Origin of the sequence: Flavobacterium agri (genome assembly GCF_013401995.1) — a bacterium.
GTDB classification, from domain to species: domain Bacteria; phylum Bacteroidota; class Bacteroidia; order Flavobacteriales; family Flavobacteriaceae; genus Flavobacterium; species Flavobacterium agri.
In genome coordinates this window covers 1-19,207 of record NZ_JACBJI010000003.1, presented here as the reverse complement: position 1 = coordinate 19,207, position 19,207 = coordinate 1, and the positions used below count along the sequence as shown (strand labels likewise).

General features: G+C 45.5%; 10 protein-coding genes and 1 rRNA gene. 8 read left to right on the top strand and 3 right to left on the bottom strand.

The features are described from left to right. Positions 1–6 precede the first annotated feature (6 nt). Positions 7–1,722 (bottom strand): gliding motility lipoprotein GldJ, encoded by a 1,716-nt coding sequence (gldJ, locus tag HZF10_RS07415; protein ID WP_176005566.1) that lies wholly within the window; start codon positions 1,720–1,722, stop codon positions 7–9. Between the two features lie 207 nt (positions 1,723–1,929). Here gldJ and porU point away from each other — a divergent pair, with 207 nt between their 5' ends. The 5 genes from porU to HZF10_RS07390 all read left to right on the top strand — a co-directional run bounded on the left by porU (position 1,930) and on the right by HZF10_RS07390 (position 10,439). After that, positions 1,930–5,781: a type IX secretion system sortase PorU gene (gene porU, locus HZF10_RS07410; protein WP_176005565.1), complete on the top strand. Its 3,852-nt coding sequence runs from the start codon at positions 1,930–1,932 to the stop codon at positions 5,779–5,781. A 39-nt stretch (positions 5,782–5,820) separates the two neighbouring features. Next, on the top strand, positions 5,821–7,029 hold the full coding sequence (gene porV, locus HZF10_RS07405) for a type IX secretion system outer membrane channel protein PorV (protein WP_176005564.1): 1,209 nt from the start codon (positions 5,821–5,823) through the stop codon (positions 7,027–7,029). Between the two features lie 96 nt (positions 7,030–7,125). Then, positions 7,126–7,608, top strand: a complete 483-nt coding sequence (gene cdd, locus HZF10_RS07400) for a cytidine deaminase (protein ID WP_176005563.1) — start codon at positions 7,126–7,128, stop codon at positions 7,606–7,608. A gap of 138 nt (positions 7,609–7,746) precedes the next feature. Then, the gene (gene pdhA, locus HZF10_RS07395; RefSeq protein WP_176005562.1) at positions 7,747–8,745 is read left to right on the top strand and encodes a pyruvate dehydrogenase (acetyl-transferring) E1 component subunit alpha; all 999 of its coding nucleotides are present in this window, start codon (positions 7,747–7,749) and stop codon (positions 8,743–8,745) included. Between the two features lie 2 nt (positions 8,746–8,747). After that, the gene (locus HZF10_RS07390; protein WP_176005561.1) at positions 8,748–10,439 is read left to right on the top strand and encodes a pyruvate dehydrogenase complex dihydrolipoamide acetyltransferase; all 1,692 of its coding nucleotides are present in this window, start codon (positions 8,748–8,750) and stop codon (positions 10,437–10,439) included. Positions 10,440–10,503: 64 nt separating this feature from the next. On the opposite strand, the gene HZF10_RS07385 is transcribed toward HZF10_RS07390, so the two are convergent. Continuing rightward, a complete protein-coding gene (locus HZF10_RS07385) occupies positions 10,504–10,800 on the bottom strand; it encodes a hypothetical protein (protein ID WP_176005560.1) in 297 nt (98 codons plus the stop codon). Positions 10,801–11,038: 238 nt separating this feature from the next. On the opposite strand from HZF10_RS07385, the gene HZF10_RS07380 reads away from it, so the two are divergent. The 3 genes from HZF10_RS07380 (at position 11,039) to HZF10_RS07370 (ending at position 18,169) form a co-directional block, all read left to right on the top strand. Beyond that, on the top strand, positions 11,039–14,284 hold the full coding sequence (locus tag HZF10_RS07380; RefSeq protein ID WP_176005559.1) for a toxin-antitoxin system YwqK family antitoxin: 3,246 nt from the start codon (positions 11,039–11,041) through the stop codon (positions 14,282–14,284). A 61-nt stretch (positions 14,285–14,345) separates the two neighbouring features. Next, positions 14,346–16,199 carry a DUF3857 domain-containing protein gene (locus tag HZF10_RS07375; protein ID WP_176005558.1) on the top strand — a complete coding sequence of 618 codons (1,854 nt, stop codon included), beginning with the start codon at positions 14,346–14,348 and terminating at the stop codon, positions 16,197–16,199. A 56-nt stretch (positions 16,200–16,255) separates the two neighbouring features. Then, on the top strand, positions 16,256–18,169 hold the full coding sequence (locus tag HZF10_RS07370) for a DUF3857 domain-containing protein (RefSeq protein ID WP_176005557.1): 1,914 nt from the start codon (positions 16,256–16,258) through the stop codon (positions 18,167–18,169). A gap of 755 nt (positions 18,170–18,924) precedes the next feature. Here the strand turns inward: HZF10_RS07370 and rrf are convergent. Continuing rightward, positions 18,925–19,034: ribosomal RNA gene (gene rrf, locus HZF10_RS07365) — 5S ribosomal RNA — on the bottom strand. Positions 19,035–19,207 lie beyond the last annotated feature (173 nt).

Sequence of the window (19,207 nt, the reverse complement as noted above, 5' to 3'; positions counted from 1 at the left end):
CCAAAATTAATTTCTGGCTCTTTTCTTTTTGTCTGATTTCGGACCGACTCTAGACATCGCACAACGGAATCCGATGTAGTCTGTCGCCATATCCTGCGGGAAGTATCTTCTTTGTGCAGGATCAAGCCAGTAAGCGCGATCTCTCCAAGAACCTCCTTTGTACACACGCACGTCGTCGTTGATCAAAGTCGTTCTTTTGTTAGACTTGTCGTACTCACGCACCATGTTACCCAAGCTATCGGCAGATACGTTGTGATCTGGTGAATCATACATTTTACGGCTGTCGGCAGCTTTGGTCGGATCTTTATCGGCTGCAGCATCTTCGGCACCGAAGTCGAAGTAGCGAGTCGATTGACGATCACCATCACGATAGTTACGGTTGTCGCTCTTGTCGAAGTTTACACGTAGGTACGTTTCTTTTTCGTCAACTGCAACTCTTGCGATCTCTCCAGGGAAATTTCTAGCGATGATTTTACCGTTAGCCAAAGTATCGTATTTGATGTTTTCCGTAGAAACGATTTCTACTTTGCCATCTTCACCGATTTTATTTTTCATGTAGACGTTACCACGGTAGTAGTTGAAGTCGCTCACCTCGTCGTCAACGATCGGACGGTAAACGTCGGCAACCCACTCGGCCACGTTACCAGCCATGTCGTAAAGACCGAAATCGTTCGGCGGGTATGATTTCACTACGTTAGTGATATCGGCACCGTCATCTGACCAACCAGCGATTCCGCCGTAGTCACCTTTTCCTTGTTTGAAGTTAGCCAATTGGTCACCACGCACCTGGCGCTTGCCAGAACGTGTGTAGCTTCCAGACCAAGGATATTTCTTTTGTCCTTTGTAGATGTTGTACTCGCGCTGTCCGATATCGGCTGCAGCTGCATATTCCCACTCCGCTTCGGTTGGAAGGCGGTACTCAGGAAGTATAAGACCTGAAGTTCTTTGAGCGTAAACGTTCTTCGGCTCAGAAGTAGTTCCGTCGGCAGCTTTCGTCCCTTGCGGTTTTGAGCGACCGTTTGCACCTCTTTTCAAAACAAGCTCTTCGTTTCCACCATACGTTTTGGTTGGAGCGGCAAGATAGGTTTCTGTAGAGAATGAACTTTCCGGAGTCGAAGCCAATTTCGCGTCTTTCTTAAGATACTTTTGGTCTTCAAGCGTTTTTTCGTTCACGCGGTCTGTTCTCCATTTACTGAATTCAACAGCCTGGATCCAGTTAACACCAACTACAGGATAGTTAGCATAAGCCGGGTGACGCAAATAGTTATTGGTCATGGTTTCGTTGTAACCCAAACGGTTTCTCCAAACCAATGTATCGGGGCAAGCACCCTCGTAAATGTGTTGATAGTTTTCTTGGTCAGGCGGGAAAACACGCTTCAACCAATCAAGGTATTCCATGTACATAAGGTTGGTAACCTCAGTTTCGTCCATGTAAAAAGATTGTACGTGCTGCTGATTCGGGGAGTTGTTCCAGTCGTGCATAACGTCGTCTTGAACTTTACCCATGGTAAAAGTCCCGCCTTCAACCATTACAAGGCCCGGAGCAGTCGCCTGCTTCTTGAACTTTGAATTGTACTGAAAGCCGCCTTTTTTGTCGTTGATTTTCCATCCTGTAGCGCTCGAAGTGTTCTTAGAACTCCCCTTCTTGCTACAAGAAGCAAACCCGACCACTATTACTACGGAGAGTAACAGTCTGATAGCCATAATTTTGTTTACTTTCATACTTTAGTAGGTGTAAATTTCGTGGCGCAATATAGCAACAAATCGTTAAACTGCAACACTATTTGAAAAATAATCCCTTTTCGTCGACATTTTCTGCCGCATAATCGTTGAAAACGGAAATTTAATTCAAATATTATATCCGATGCCTTCAAATAAATTATTTTTACGCTCCGTAATAATTGCAGGCTCCGCGCGTTACTATTTCTGATGAAAAAAGCCGTACTCTTCCTAATTGTTTTCATATCAAACTACTGCGTCGCACAACAAAGCGGGACAGCCACATTGCATTGGCTCGAAAACAGCGATTATGTCTCGGGCGAGTACAAGGCAAGGATACCGCAATTCGACGTTCGCAACATGATTTTCGACAAGTCGACCATGGCATTGACCTACAGTTTATCCATTGCACAGAACGGCCCCGTCAATCCCGCGTCGCTTCAGATCACCAATCTTGTTTACGAGAATTTACCAGCAAGCGGACTGGGCGACCTAAAAACCTCTTCAATCCCGACTTCGGTCAAGACTAAACTCCAAAACAAGAACGCGCGCGATTCCTATTATGCAATTATTACAGTTTCACCTATTATTAAGGAAAACGGCGCTTATAAAAAACTAGTCTCTTTCAATTACGCTTTTTCTTCGGGAAATACTTCGCGTCCTCAAACAGCGAATACCGTCAATGCAATCACCAATTCGGTTTTGGCTACCGGTGACTGGTATCGCTTCTATGTAGAAAAATCGGGCGTTTATAAGATTTCGAAAGGATTCCTGCAAAGTTTGGGCATGAATACCAATGTGGATCCTCGCAAAATAAAGATTTACGGAAATGGCGGACAAATGCTGCGCCTTCGCAATTCCGACACGCCATCTTACGACCTCGAGGAAAACGCGATCAATTTCGTCGGCGAATCCGACGGCCAGTTCGACTCGGGAGATTACATCCTGTTTTATGCGGAAGGCGTCGACAATTGGAATTCCGACAGCCAAACACACATCAACCAGTTTTCGGATCGCTCCTATTATTATGTAACGGCAAAAGGCGACAACGGCAAACGCATACAGGAAACACCACAACCCGCTTCGCCTACTGTGAATTTCACCGATTTTGAAGATTATCAATATCACGAAGAAGACAAAGTCAACGTCGTGCGTTTGGGCCGCAGATGGTTCGGCGAGCAGTTCAACATAGAAAACGAACAGGAGTTCGAATTCAAATTTCCGGGAGTGGTCACATCGACACCGGCATCGATCCAGATCATGACCGCCGCCGCGGCTTACACTCAAACCAATTTCGAAGTCCAATCGAACGGACAGACCATAGGCAACATTCCGATCGGGCAAATCTTCTTCGAGAGCAGCACTCAAGCAGTCGAAGCTCCTTTTACGACCTCGATTCCCGCCGCTGAGGAAATGACCATCAAACTTACCTATAATAATAATGGTGTACCCGGATCGCTTGGTTATCTGGATTTCATCATCATAAAAGCAAGACGTACCTTAAAAGGTTACAACAAACAATATCATTTCACGGCCAACAATTCGGCCACTTCTGGGGTCGGGCAATACCAGATTACGAACGCCAACAATATTCCCGAGGTCTGGGACATCACCGACCTATATAATGCGACCAAATTCACGAACGCCTCCCAAGGTTCTTTTTCATTCAATACAACGCTTGGTGACACGCGTAAATATGTGGTTTTGGACAATTCCGATTATTACACTCCAAAAAAGGAAGCGAAGTCCAAAGTAGCCAACCAGGATATTAAAGGGACGATTTTCAAAAATCAGCAAGGACAGTTCGCCGACGTCGATTATCTTATCATTACACCTGCCAAACTCAGTACGCAGGCCGAAAAACTGGCTGCCTTCCATCGTTCTTATTCAAATTTGAACGTCAAGGTCGTCACGACAGAGATGATCTATCAGGAATTTTCTTCCGGAAAACAGGACGTCGCGGCCATCCGCAATCTCGCTTATTACGTTTACAACAACCCGTCGACGCCGGCAAACCGGCTCAAGTACATCTGTATTTTCGGCGATGCATCTTTCGATTTCAAAAACCGCATCCCGAACAACACCAACGTCGTTCCCGCCTACCATGCGCTTTACAGCTTCGACACGGGCGAACGTTCTTTTGTGACCGATGACTTTTTCGGAATGCTCAACGACGACGAAGGACTTCTGGATGCTTACGGCTCTCCCGTGCTCGACTTGGGCGGAATCGATGTGGCCGTCGGACGCATCATTGCCAACGATGCTTCCCAGGCCGACGAATTGGTGATGAAAGTCATCGATTACCACGATCTTAAATCTTATGGTGGCTGGCGTAATAATTATGTGTTGATTTCCGACGATGCCGACAAAGAGTCCGACGTCCAGCTCCAAACCCGTCAAAATCAACTCGCTACAGACATCGCTGCAGCCAAACCTTTCCTGAATCTTGAAAAAATCTATCTCGATTCTTACGAACAGGAAACCGCCGCGGGAGGCGCACGTTACCCGAAAGCGCGCCAGGACATGTTCAACGCGTTCGAAAAAGGAGCGCTTGTCTTTAATTATTTAGGTCACGGCGGCGAGGACGGACTTTCAGCCGAGCGCGTCTGGATCAAGGAAGACGGACAGAATTTGAGCAATCGCTACAAGTATCCGCTTTTCATTACGATCACTTGCGAATTCTCGCGTTTCGACAATCCGTATCGTCCGACGGCGGGCGAATACACGTTCTGGAATCCTAGAGGAGGTGCGGTTTCGATGATTACGACGGTGCGCTCTATCGGTCAAGGCGCCGCTCAGGATTTCAACGATACTTTATCGGAATATTTGCTTTCGTATGTAAACGGCAACAGCACGAACACGTATGTTTCTATTGCGGAAGCGTTGCGACAGGCCAAATCGGCCTCGATAGGTATCGCGATCAATACCAATATCATCACATTTTTGGGAGATCCGGCGATGATGCTTGCCGTGCCGAAACCGCAAATCAGGCTTACCGCCGTAAATGATGCGCCTATAACAGGCCCGATCGATGATTTCCAGTCGCTCGATCATATCAAGCTCAATGGTGAAGTGACCGACGAGTTCAACACACCGTTGCCGAATTACAACGGCGAGATTTCGGTAACGGTTTTCGACAAGAACATCCAAAGGACCACGCTCGACAACGACAATATGAACAGCGTGATGAACTTCATTACGTTGGGCGAAACCATTTTCCGAGGAAACGCGACCGTAGCTAACGGCCAATTTCAGGTCGGATTCGTAGTGCCTCGCGACATCAGGATTCCTTTAGGAAACGGGCGCATCAGTTTCTATTCGAAACGCAACCAGATCCTTTTGGACAAAACGGGTTACGACACGACGATCAAAGTCGGCGGAATCAATACGAGCGCGGCTGAAGACAACATCGGCCCGACCGTACAACTTTACATGAACGACCGCACGTTCGTCAACGGTGGTATCACGAACGAAAATCCGATATTCCTCGCGTTCCTCGAAGACGAAAACGGTATCAATACGGCGAGTGGCATCGGACACGACATCATCGCGATTCTCGACGGTGACGAGGCCAATCCTTACATCATGAACGATTATTACGAGGCCGAACTCGACAATTATAAAAAAGGACAAGTGCGTTATCCGTTCCGCAATTTGGCCAAGGGATTGCACACGATCACGTTCAAGGCTTGGGACGTTTACAACAATCCGATCGTGGCCGAAATACAATTTGTGGTCGTCGGGGACGATAAAATCACGCTTACCAACGTTTTAAATTATCCGAACCCGTTCACGACGTATACGCAATTCTGGTTTTCGCACAACAAACCGTTCGAGCCGCTCGACGTACAGGTTCAGGTGATGACCGTTACCGGAAAAGTCGTCTGGACTAAAAACCAAGTCGTCAATACCGACGGATTTTTGTCGCGTGAAGTGACCTGGGACGGAAAAGACGATTTTGGCGACCGCATCGGAAAGGGCGTCTACATCTACAAATTGACCGTGCGATCGACGCTGACCAACACCAAGTCTGAAAAGATCGAGAAACTTGTGATACTTTAATAAAATACTATATTTGTTAATCCTATTCAAAAATTCAGAATGAGAAAAATTGCTATTTCCTTACTTTGTTTGTTCGCCATACAGATTTCCACCGCACAGATTGAAGAGACCGACAGGGTAATCACCACAGGAGTTCCGTTCCTTTTGATTGCCGCCGATGCGCGTTCTGCGGGTATGGCCGACCAAGGCGTAGCGACTTCGCCCGACGCATTCTCTATGCAATACAATCCCGCAAAATTCGCTTTCTCGCTGGACAAGCAAGGTTTTTCGGTAAACTATACACCATATCTGACCGAATTGGTGAACGATATTTCATTAGGGCAAGTCACGTACTTCAACCGATACAGCGAACGAAGCGCCTTTGCGGGAAGCTTGCGTTACTTTTCGCTTGGTGAAATCGAATTGCGTCAGAACTTCGACGATCCTGCTCAGGTCGTAAAGCCTAACGAACTGGCTTTGGACGTGGCCTACGCGTTGAAACTCAGCGAGCGGTTTTCCATGTCGGTCGCCGGCCGTTACATCCGCTCGGCTTTGAAGATTCCGTCTGAAAACAACGACGTGAAACCGGCAAGCACTTTTGCATTCGACATCTCCGGTTATTACCAATCGGAAGAAATCGCCTATAACGACTTCAACGGCCGTTGGAGATTGGGTTTCAACTTCCAGAACTTGGGCCCTAAGATCAAATACGACATTTCTGAAGACGATACCAACGCGAACTTCCTTCCGGCCAACATGAGAATCGGCGGAGGCTTCGATTTCATCCTTGACGAATACAACAAAGTAGGCGTCGGATTGGAATTCACGAAACTTTTGGTTCCGACTCCGCAAATTCCCGATTACGCGAAATTCGACGCGAACGGAGACGGTGAGATCGACAACACCGAAGCCACGAACGCCGAAATCGCGAACAACGAGGAATACCGCAACATCAACTGGGTTTCGGGTATTTTCCAATCATTCGGCGATGCACCAGACGGATTCAGCGAAGAACTTAAAGAAGTCACCTATTCGGTCGGTGCCGAATACCTTTACCAGGATTCATTTGCGTTTCGCCTCGGGTATTTCAACGAAAACAAGGAAAAAGGCGCGCGTAAGTTCTTCTCGCTTGGAGCCGGTTTCCGATACAACATCGTAAAGATCGACGTTTCGTATCTGTTCTCTGCATCGAAAGTGCGCAACCCGCTCGAGAATACGCTTCGTTTCTCGCTTAGTTTCAACTTCGGTGAGAAATGGGAAGAAAACTAGAATCAGCATAAAAACAATGAACGAATCCAAATTTCCGAAAGGCGATTTGGATTTTTTTTCCGCTATAATTAGACGAAAAGATAATAGACCGTTTGGATGAAAGAAATCAAGATTACAACATCGTTTCAGGCTTTTGAATCGACCGACGAACTTCCGAAAGACGTGGCCGAGCTTATGACAAAAGCGGTTGAAGCACGAAAGAATGCCTATGCACCCTATTCGCATTTCCGAGTCGGTGTGGCGATTGCGCTCGACAACGGCAAGATCGTGATCGGTTCGAACCAGGAAAATGCGGCTTATCCGTCGGGGCTTTGTGCCGAACGCGTCGCGGTTTTCCACGCAGGTGCGACCTATCCGGATGCGAAAATCCTCAAGATGGCGATTTCGGCTGCTTCGGATACCAATCCGACGACTTCCCCTATTCCGCCATGCGGCGCCTGCAGGCAATCGATCGCCGAATACGAAATCCGCCAGGACAGCCCGATCGAGATTTATTTCATGGGCGAAACGGGAGGCGTTTTCAAGTCGGATTCGCTAAAAAACCTACTTCCTTTCACATTCGATAAAAACTTCCTGTGAGGTAAAAAATTACACTTCTTTTAATTTTTCTGACTGGTCGGAAAATCTTATTTTTGCTCTTCGCAAATTCGTGTGAGGAAACCTTTTGCGTTGACTTTAGAAAGTACAAACACACTAATCATTTAGCTTAATTTTCAAATGAAAGAAGTAACTAAAGATGTATATCTGAGATGGTATGAAGATATGCTGTTCTGGAGGAAGTTCGAAGACAAACTCGCAGCGCTTTATATCCAACAAAAAGTAAGAGGATTTCTTCACCTATACAATGGTCAGGAAGCCGTTCTGGCAGGAGCGCTTCACGCCATGGACTTGTCCAAAGACAAAATGATCACCGCTTACCGCAACCACGTCCAGCCGATCGGAATGGGCGTAGATCCTAAAAAAGTAATGGCCGAATTGCTCGGAAAAGTTACGGGAACTTCAAAAGGTATGGGCGGATCAATGCACATCTTCTCTAAAGAACACGGATTTTACGGCGGTCACGGAATCGTCGGGGCACAAATCCCGGTTGGTGCCGGAATCGCTTTTGCCGATAAATATTTCAACACGGGCGGCGTTACCTTGACCTATTTCGGAGACGGAGCGGCGCGTCAAGGTTCGTTGCACGAAGCGTTCAATATGGCGATGCTGTGGAAACTTCCGGTGGTTTTCATCGTAGAGAACAACGGTTACGCAATGGGAACTTCGGTTGAAAGAACCGCAAACCACACCGATATCTGGAAACTTGGTTTGGGTTATGAAATGCCTTGCGGACCGGTTGACGGAATGAATCCGGTGAAAGTTGCCGAAGCCATGCACGAAGCCATCGAGCGCGCGCGTCGTGGTGACGGACCTACTTTCCTTGAAATGAAAACGTACCGTTACCGCGGACACTCGATGTCCGATGCGCAATTGTACCGCACGAAAGAGGAGGTCGAGGAATACAAAAAAATCGACCCGATCACGCAAGTGCTTGACGTGATCAAAGACCAGAAATACGCCACGGACGAAGAAATCGCAGCTATGGACGAACGCGTGAAAACCCTTGTTGACGAATGCGAAAAATTCGCCGAGGAATCTCCGTTCCCGGAAGCACAACAGCTTTATGACGTGGTTTACGAGCAAGAAAATTATCCATTCATCCCTCACAGACTTTAATTATGGCAACAGTTATAACCATGCCACGCCTCAGCGACACCATGACCGAGGGAACTGTGGCGACCTGGCTCAAGAAAGTGGGCGATAAGATTTCTGAAGGTGATATCCTTGCCGAAATCGAAACTGACAAAGCCACGATGGAATTCGAGTCTTTCAATTCCGGCACCTTGTTGCATATCGGTATCCAAGCCGGCGAAACCGCTCCAGTAGATGCCATGTTGGCCATCATCGGAAACGAGGGAGAAGATATTTCGGCTCTTTTGGCCGGAGGCGGTGCATCTGCAGCTCCAAAAACCGAAGAACCGAAAAAAGAAGAAGCTAAGCCCGAAGCGGAAAGCAAGCCTGCGGCCGAAGCCAAATCTGACGATAAAAAAGAAGACGCAAAACCAGCAAGTACATCGTTACCTGCCGGAGTTACCGTAGTGACCATGCCTCGTTTGAGCGACACGATGACCGACGGAACTGTTGCGACCTGGCTTAAAAAAGTAGGTGATAAAGTTTCAGAAGGTGACATCCTTGCCGAAATCGAAACCGACAAAGCGACAATGGAATTCGAATCTTTCCAGGCGGGAACTTTGCTTTTCGTTGGCGTGAAAGAAGGCGAAACCGCTCCTGTAGATAGCCTTTTGGCCGTTATCGGGCCTGAAGGAACCGATGTAAGCGGAGTTGCCGAAAACTTCAAAAAAGGCGGTGCTGCACCTGCTCCGACTGCAGATAAGCAAGAAGAAGCCAAAACTGAAAGTAAAGCAGACTCTTCTGAAAAAACCGAAGCTCCTGTAGAAGTGGTTTCAGACGGACGTCGCATCTTTATTTCCCCGTTGGCCAAGAAAATCGCCGAGGAAAAAGGTATCAACATCGCACAGGTAAAAGGATCGGGCGAAAACGGACGTATCGTCAAAGCCGATATCGAAAACTTCCAACCTGCCGCTCAAGCAACTCAAGCACAACCACAAGCCGAAGCTCCGAAAGCCGAAGCTACTGCTGCCGTGAAGCCATTTGTTCCGGCTGGGGAAACGTATACCGAAGAAATCAAGAATTCGCAAATGCGCAAGACTATCGCGCGTCGTTTGTCGGAATCGAAATTCACGGCGCCACACTACTATCTGACCATCGAGTTGGATATGGACAATGCGATCGCCGCGAGAAACCAAATAAACGGTTTGCCAGACACCAAAGTATCGTTCAATGATATGGTGATCAAAGCTTGCGCGATGGCGCTTAAAAAGCATCCGAAAGTGAATTCGCAGTGGAAAGACGATGTGACTTTGATCCATCATCACGTGAACATCGGTGTTGCCGTTGCCGTTGAGGACGGTTTGCTCGTTCCGGTATTGAAATTTGCCGACCAGCAAACGCTTACGCAAATCGGCGCGAATGTAAAAGACGTTGCTGGACGCGCGAAAAACAAAAAACTACAACCAGCCGAGATGGAAGGAAGTACGTTTACCGTTTCCAACCTTGGTATGTTTGGGATTTCTGAATTCACGTCGATCATCAACCAACCGAACTCCGCTATCTTATCGGTAGGCGCGATCAAGGAACAACCGGTGGTGAAAAACGGACAGATCGTCGTCGGAAACATCATGAAAGTGACGTTGGCTTGCGACCACAGGACTGTTGACGGAGCGACTGGAGCACAATTCCTACAGACGCTTAAACAGTTTATCGAAAATCCGGTTACGATGTTGGCCTAACCTCCAACTTTAATCCATAAAAAATCCCGCTCACAAGGCGGGATTTTTATTTATATGATATCTTTTATTCTGTAGTGATGAACATACCGTCGCGTTTTACCTTAACGGTTGAAGCCTGAACGGCTGGTTTTTCTTGAGGCGCCGAATCTACCACTTTCAAAGGAACTTTCGATTTCACCTTGATGATTGGTTTCACTTTCATCGGCTTCTGCACGGGCTTCTCGAAAGAAGGAAAAATCAATTGCTGTGCCTGAGTCAATATTTTTTCTGAAATACTGAACAACACCGATGGCCCCGGAATTTCTTTGCTAAAGCCCTGAAATCCTACCAAAAGCGCAATTATAAGCAGACATTTTTTCATGAGTGAAACAATTTGAAGTCCAAATATATCGATTTTGGGTTAAAATTCAGCATATTAAGAAGTTAAAATCCGAGACCGCTTTACATCTTACCACAAACAAATCATTTCGACCAAAATCGATTCGCTTATCAATCCTTTTTTGCCGTAGCAAGACACATTAGGCTGATTGTTCGATTTTGGCTTGCATCGCTTGATGTTATTTCCAAAAAAATTATATTTGACCCCAACCAAACATTACATGAAAAAGTACTTCTCTTCCCTACTCCTTGGGCTTGGCTTCGTTTGCTTTGCCCAAACCGACTATTCATTCGTTTACGATTCTAGCCAATTTATTCGCGAAGGAAACGATCTTCACGATGCTCAAAAATATGAGGAGGCCATTCGAAAATACGAGCAGATAAATCCTATCGATCCTTTGTACAAAAATGCGTTATACGAAAAAGCGATGACGTATGCATACCAGAAAAAAGAAGACGAAGCACGCAAAATCTATGAAAAAGCGTATGCGGATGGGCTTATGGCCAACGATACCGATTTCCTCATGAGCTATGGGAGTTTTCTTAGTGACCACAAGGAATACGACAAAGCAGAACAACTATTCAAAGAAAGCGAGAAACTTGCGCCCAACGCCGGACCGTTATTGTACAACATGGCGTTGCTGTATGTTCGCAAGCAAGAACGCCAAAAAAGCATCGATGTACTCAAAAAATCGGTCACGCTGAATCCCAACCACGCGGGGTCGCATTATCTCTTGGGGCTCATAGCGCTCGAGGAAGGCCATGTCGTTGAAGGCTCACTTGCGTTGTTGTCGTATCTCGTGATTGCCCCCGATGGAGGTGGTGCAGAACAGGCTATTCTGAAGCTCAATGCAAAATTCGGAGAGAACTACCTTAGCCAAAGCAATCTCGTGTTCTCGGAAAAAGGTGATGATTTTAGCGAGATCCAGGAAATCTTGCGCAATCAACTCGCTTTGAAAAGCGCCTATAAGGTCAAGTCTGAAATCGATGATGTGATCACCAGGCAGATGCAAGCACTCATCGAGTATTTTCCCGAGCACAAATACGGCGAAGGATTCTTCGAAACTACTTATGGTCCTTGGCTTTCTGAAATGGCGCGAAAAAATCAGTTTGAGGGATTTTCGTACTATATGCTTTTGAGCATGGAGCAGAAACTTGGCAGCAAGATCACTTCTCAAAAGAAAAAAATAAGCGCTTTTAAAGCCAATTTCATAGAGACCGATTTTTGGCCGGTTTTCGCAAAACGGACGCTAGATGTTTTCGGCGAGAAAAAAGAGGTGGTGATTTATCTTAAAGCCGGCAAGTCATCGTTCATCGGAGCTACAGTTAAGGGGCTGACCGAAGGCAAATCCAAATCGCTGTATGCCAACGGCAACCTTTTAGGCGAATTGAATTTCGTTGGCAATGAACTTGATGGCGTACAAAAATATTACGACGAGAAAGGCAACCTTTATGAAGAAAAAGGTTATTCGAAAGGCGTATTGGATGGCAAGCGTACGGTTTACTATCCGAATGGGAATATCAAAACGATCGAGAATTACAAAAATGGGAAATTGGACGGATTGAGCAATTCCTATTATGTCAATGGAGGAAAAGCCTGCGAAGTCAATTTTATAGACGACGAACGCGACGGCAAAATGACGTGTCTTTACGAAAATGGAAAGACAAAAAGTGAGGCAACTTACATAAAGGGAAAATTAGACGGGTCGCTTAAAACCTTCAATGCGCTAGGAGAACTGATTTCGGATTCCTTTTACAAAACAGGAGAAGTCTCAGGTTCGTATACCGAATATTTCGATGGGAAATCGGTAAAGACACAAACCGATTATTCCGGCGGAAAAATCCAATCGCACTACAAAGTATTTTATGCGGACGGCTCATTGAAGGAAGACTACACCTATGCTAACGGCGTCCTCAAAAACGACGTACACTACTTAGAAAATGGCGACAAATCTTATGAAACACGTTACGATGACAAGCAAGAAGTCGCCAACTACACTTATTTCGACATCGACGGAAACAAATTTTATGAAGAACTGTTCAAGGACGGTCAGATAAAATCGGGGCTACAGTATCAGGCGGGAAAGGCCGAACCGATACCGATGGACATCGCCAAAAAAGGCCATGACCTTAAAAACCTCGATGGCGTTACTACCGCTTTGGGTAAATATGAAAAAGGTAAAAAAATCGGCCAGTGGCAATACTTCTACAGCAACGGAAATTTAAGGGAAAAAGAAATTTTTGACAAAGGAGCCAAAACCGGTTTACAACACGTGTACGAACGCAACGGAAGACCGATGTCGATAAGCCATTATGTGAACGATTCCCTTTCGGGTATTTACGAATCTTACAGAAACGGGAAACTCTACCAAAGCTTTTCTTACCGCAAGGACGAACGTAACGGTCCTTCAACCACATATTATGCCGACGGGTCGGTTTCCTCAGTCTCTTTTTACAAAGACGGTGAACTGGTCAAGAACGTAGAATATTGGCAAAACGGACAGCCAAACTCCATCGTCACTTACAACGAAGGAACTACGGAACGCATGGAAAGTTTCGATTTAACGGGAAAAAAGCAAAATTCGTTCGACTATTCAAACAAAACAGGAAAAACGACACTCACATTCTATGGCGGCAACATCTTGCACGAACTCAATTTGGTCAACGGAATGTTGCAAGGAGCTTATATCATAAAGGAGAAATCCGGAAAGCCTTGGATAGTAGCCGAATATGCGAATGGCGACAAGCAAAACCATTATAAAAAATATGGACCGACGGGAGACTTGTATGTAGACCTCAATTTCCACGACGGTGTCCAACACGGACTCAACCGTTATTATGATCTCGCGGGCACTTTACGCTTCGAAACCGATTTTGTTTTTGGAGAAGAAACAGGTAATTCGTCGCACTACTTCTACAACGGAACAAAAATGAGTACCTACAAGCAATTCGATGAGAACCGCGAAGGAGAAACGACCTATTACAACTTAAAAGGCGAGCCTATCTTGATATTGGGTTTTGATTATGACATCCTCAAATATTACATCGCACTCGACCCATCGGGAAAACTTAGCCAAAAAGTACCCGTCGTAAAAGAAACGGCCACGATCATTTCTGCCTATCCGAACAAAAAAACCGCAATGGAACTGACATTCAAGAAAGGCGAGTTTGACGGAAAAATGATGATTTACGCAATCGACGGAAAACCGGAATTCGAGGCTATTTACGACAATGGCCAACTCAATGGAATCCGTACGGCTTATTATGCGAACGGAAAAATATACAAAAAGGAGAATTTCGTGGACGGACGTGAAGAAGGCTTATCGGAGTATTTCAAGGAAGACGGCAAACCTTGGCTAACGGCCATTTCAAAGAACGATGAATTGCACGGTCCGTGTAAAGTGTATGCTAACGGAACGATAATAACCAAAACTTATGATTCAGACATACTGCTTGAAACCAAATAAAGCGCTGCCCGCTTTCATCTTTTCTCTTTTGTGCGCAGTTTGTTTTGCTCAGGAGAAAGATTTGTCGACAGAGGAATATAAAAAGAAATGGGGAGATACCAACGAGCTCATCCTTACAGACAAAAACTCGTACGACATTTTTGTCGACGGGAAAAAACTGCGTGTAATCCGTGACAACTATCACGAATCTATCATCCTTTCAGAGAATGGCATCCTTAACAACGAGGAGAGTTTTTCCTATTCTGGGTTGGTTCAGCTCATGGAATATGATGCGTTTTCCGTGATTCGCGACAAAGGCAAAGAACGTAAGATGAAGGTGACACAATCGAACGAGAAGCAATCGCGTCAAAATTCCGTTTTTCACAACGACGTCAAGGAACGCCAACTGATTTTTCCGAACCTGCAACCTGGAGCTCGGAAAGTATACAGCGTCAAAACAGAGTTTCTCGATCCGTATCTATTGCAGGGTTTCATGTTCGAAAACAGCCTGCCTACGCTAGAATGCGTACTTGAAGTCCGAACAAGTAAGGACATCAATATCGGGTATCGCGTGTTCAACGATCCCAACAATTCTATCGAGTTCTCTAAAACCGAAAAAAAAGGCAAATGGGTCTACCGCTGGATTTTGCGTGATTCTAAAGCCGTCAAATACGAATCGAACATACCGGGTTTCAGACATATCGTGCCCCACATCGACTTTTTTGTAAAAGATTATATGTGTAACGGTGCCAAAGTGGAAGTGCTCGATGACACCGACAAGCTTTACAAATACTACCAATCGTTTGTAAAAGACTTGAACAAAAAAGAAGATGTCGAGCTTAAATCACTGAGTATCGACCTCACTTCGGGTTTGTCATCCGATGCCGAAAAAATGAAGAAGATTTTCTATTGGGTAAAAGACAACATCAAATATATAGCATTCGAGAATGGTTATGAGGGATTCATCCCGCGCGAAGCCAGTTTGGTTTTTGAACGCAAGTTCGGCGATTGCAAGGATATGGCGAGCATTATTACCAGCATGGCCCATTATGCGGGAATCCCGAACGTTTCGGTGTGCTGGATCGGGACGCGTGAAATTCCTTATTCGTATAAGGATCTTTCGACGCCGGCTGTTGACAACCACATGATTGCGCTATTCAACGACAAGGGCAACTTCGTTTTCCTCGACGCGACCGACCGCGAAACACTTTACGGGCTTCCTACGGCGTTCATTCAAGGAAAAGAGGCACTCGTAGGTGATGGCGACACCTATAAGATCATCCCGGTTCCCGTCGTTCCGGCCGAAACGAACAACACATCCGAAAAAATAACACTGACGATCGATAAAAACAAGTTGATCGGCAAAGGAAACGTGAGCTATTCCGGTTATTCGCGCAGCAACTACTTGGCACAAATAGGCGATGCGTCGAACAAAACGCGTTTCGACATGATCAAGAGCCTCGTACTGAAAGGCAACAACAAATTCAACCTCAAGGAATATACGGAGTCGAACATTGCCGAACGTGACAAGCCCTACCAGATCGACTATAGTTTTGACCTGGCCGATTATGCCGTGAAAATCGACAAAGAAATGTACATCGGACTCATCTTGGATCCGCGTTTTGAAAAGTTCACGCTTGAAGACGAACGCGAATACTCGTATGAATTTGATTTTCTCACCTCTTATAAAGGATTTTACACAATCGAATTGCCGAAGAACTTAACTGTAAAACATCTGCCCGAAAATGCCAAAATTGAAAACAACCTGTTCTCAGCCAGCTTCACCTATTCTGAAAAGCCTGGAATGGTTTCGGTCTCTATAGACATCCAAACCAAGAAACTTTTGCTTGAAAAGCAAGATTTCGCTTTATGGAACCAAAGTATCGAACAACTCAAAAACATCTATTCACAAACTTTAACTCTGCTTGAAAAATGATTGTCCACCGCTTTTTTAAACCAGGCATATCCCTACTCGCGTTTTTTTTGACCCTAATGTCGAATGCACAGGATTCGGCGCTCAAAAAGTACGATTGGGATGAAAAAGCCGCTTACATAAACGTTCCCGAACAATACAAAAACGAAAAGGAGGTCATCTTGGAGCGCAATACCAAAGTACAGATCGCCACCGAACAGAATAAGGGTGTACAATATTATTTATTCCATGAAAAGACATTCCTGAATAGCGACGATGCGGTAGAGCGCAACAATAAGATATACCTTCCATTCCGTCTTGACGAAAGTGTCTTGCTCAACAAAGCTCGCGTTATCCTCAAAAACGGGAAAACGGTAACATTGAATGCCGGCGACATTAAAGAGGAAGTCGATGAGGAGCGCGGGATGAAATACAATTATTTTGCTGTGAACGGACTGGAAAAAGGGGCTGTGATCGAACGTATTTTCTTGTTGTCCGAATCTCCGGAGCTCAATGGCAAAACGGTACACATGCAAGGCGAATATCCTATCGTAAAAAACACTTTCGAACTTTCGTTCCCGAGTCATCTTACTTTCAAGACCAAAAGCTACAATGGTCTTGCCGAAGCAGCGCGAGAAGAAAAAACCGACACCAAAACCACTATTCTTACCCTAAAAGGCGAGAATCTTTCGGCCTTCGATGACAGCGAGCGTTATTCCAATCAGAATTCCGCGATGAAACTCTTTCGATACAAACTTGATTCAAACCTAGCCAGTGGTGCAAAGAACATGTACAACTTCAAGGAATTCGCCACTAACGTCTATGATCGACTGCATCCGGAATACAGTAAAAAGGAACTCAAGGCTATCGATGATTTCTGTAAAGACATGCCGAAATCCACGAATCCGCAGGAACAAATCTGGAATATAGAAAACAAACTCAAAAAGACCATAAATTACAGCAGGTACATTGACGACCAAAAAGAAATCCAGGACATCCTTAAAAGCCGGCAAGCCAACCAAGTGGATCTCTTGCGTGTTTACGTGGCCGTTTTCTCAAAAATGGATATAGAAAACCAACTTGTGATGACCTCGAACCGTTATAAAGTCCCATTTGATAAGGAATTCGAAAGTTATGAGAATCTCAGCGAGCTTTTGTTCTATTTTCCTTCAATAAAGAAATTCCTTACTCCTACTGAAGTGGAATATCGCATCCCACTTTTCCCGGCAGAACTCGCTTCAAACAACGGTCTGTTCATTAAAAGTCGAAGTTTTGGTGGCATGAACACCGGAATCGGGGAGATCAATTTCATAGAAGTACCAGGTACAGATATTACACACGATGTCATGGAGATTACGATAGATTTCTCGAAAGATATATCAAATCCTATCATTACCGACCGTATTTCGTTTGGCGGATATTCGGCTATGAATTTCCAGCCCGTAAAAGATTTCAGTTCGGCAGAAGATTACAAGACGTTACTCAAGGAAATCGCTAAAAACTATACCGTCGACACACAATACAAGACCTTGACTGCCGAAAATGACGGTACGGAATTTATTGGCAAAAAACCATTTGTCCTGAATGTGACTTTCGAAGGAAAGGATTTGGTAAAGAAAGCAGGAGAGAGTTACTTGTTTTCGGCCGGTCAGGTCATAGGCAGGCAAATGGAGCTGTACCAAGAAACGAAACGCTTGATGCCTGTCGAAATCGATTATCCACATTCATACACGCGCACTATTAAAATCATTACACCTAAAGGAACGGTCATCAAGAATCTTGAGAAGTTCAACATGGACTATAAAGCATTGGTAAATGGAAAAACTGAAGCTGCCTTTACAAGTAAATTTGAACTAAAAGACAATATCATTACTGTCGACAATATTGAATATTACAATGTAATCCACTATCCTTTATCGATTTTCGAAGAATATCGCTCGGTCATCAACGCCGCTGCCGACTTTAATAAGATCGTGCTGATTCTGGGTAAATAACGAAAGATTTTATTGATAAGAAAACCGGATTTCTCCGGTTTTTTTTGCACCTATACCATTGGTTATAAGGAATGAAACTTTATAGAGATGTAACTAGTGAACATCTAACGATTAAGCACTTTTTTGGCTCCGAGCGCAGTCGAGGAGCTCCCGTTCCTTTCCCATATTCGTTGTAGAGACTTCTTCCCCCATAATGCTTTGTATTTTTCGCGGTTCGGGGAGTCATGAAGGCAGCAATTACTAATCTGTTTATAAAAGATTTGTTCGCCGGTTCGGTCAAAGGCTTCTTGCCGAAGACCCTCGAGAGCAAAAAGAACCCATTCTCCCGAAAATTCCGCTCTTTTTCAAAAAATAGGATTGGATTTTATTTGATTTGGGCGTGCCGGCGGCCTTTTCCGGTGGCGTTTGCGGTGGAAGAAGACGGTTGCGGCTCCGAGCGCAGTCGAGGAGCCGCCGTCGGACCGTCGGCACTCGCTTTTTTGCTGCGGACTTGGTGTGGAAAGCGGCGACCGTGCGGCAAAAAGAGCTCAAACACATGCCGCCATCCCTCACGCGGTATCCCGGATAAGGAACTCCGATTCCCGAAAGGCACATAAAACAAAAAACCCCTCATCGGTTGATGAAGGGTTTGCTTCGCCGGTTCGGCCCAAGGCCTCGGGTCCAAAGAAAGGCAGCGGCCCGAGGCCTTCGGCCGAACTGCGCTGCACCCATAAACAAAAAAGTCCTTTACTTTTTCAGTAAAGGACTTCTCAAAAGAAAGGCAGCGACATACTCTCCCACAAGATTGCAGTACCATCTGCGCAGGCGGGCTTAACTTCTCTGTTCGGGATGGGAAGAGGTGAGCCCCGCCGCAATAACCACCTTAAGCCGTTACGCGACCGGATATCGGTCACATTATATTATCGACACACTGGGATAAAGAAAACAACATGCATTAGAAAGTGCCTTCCGGGGAGCGGACTCCCCGGAGGATCGTACATAAGCTTACGGGTTATTAGTACTACTCGACTATGACATTACTGCCTTTACATCTGTAGC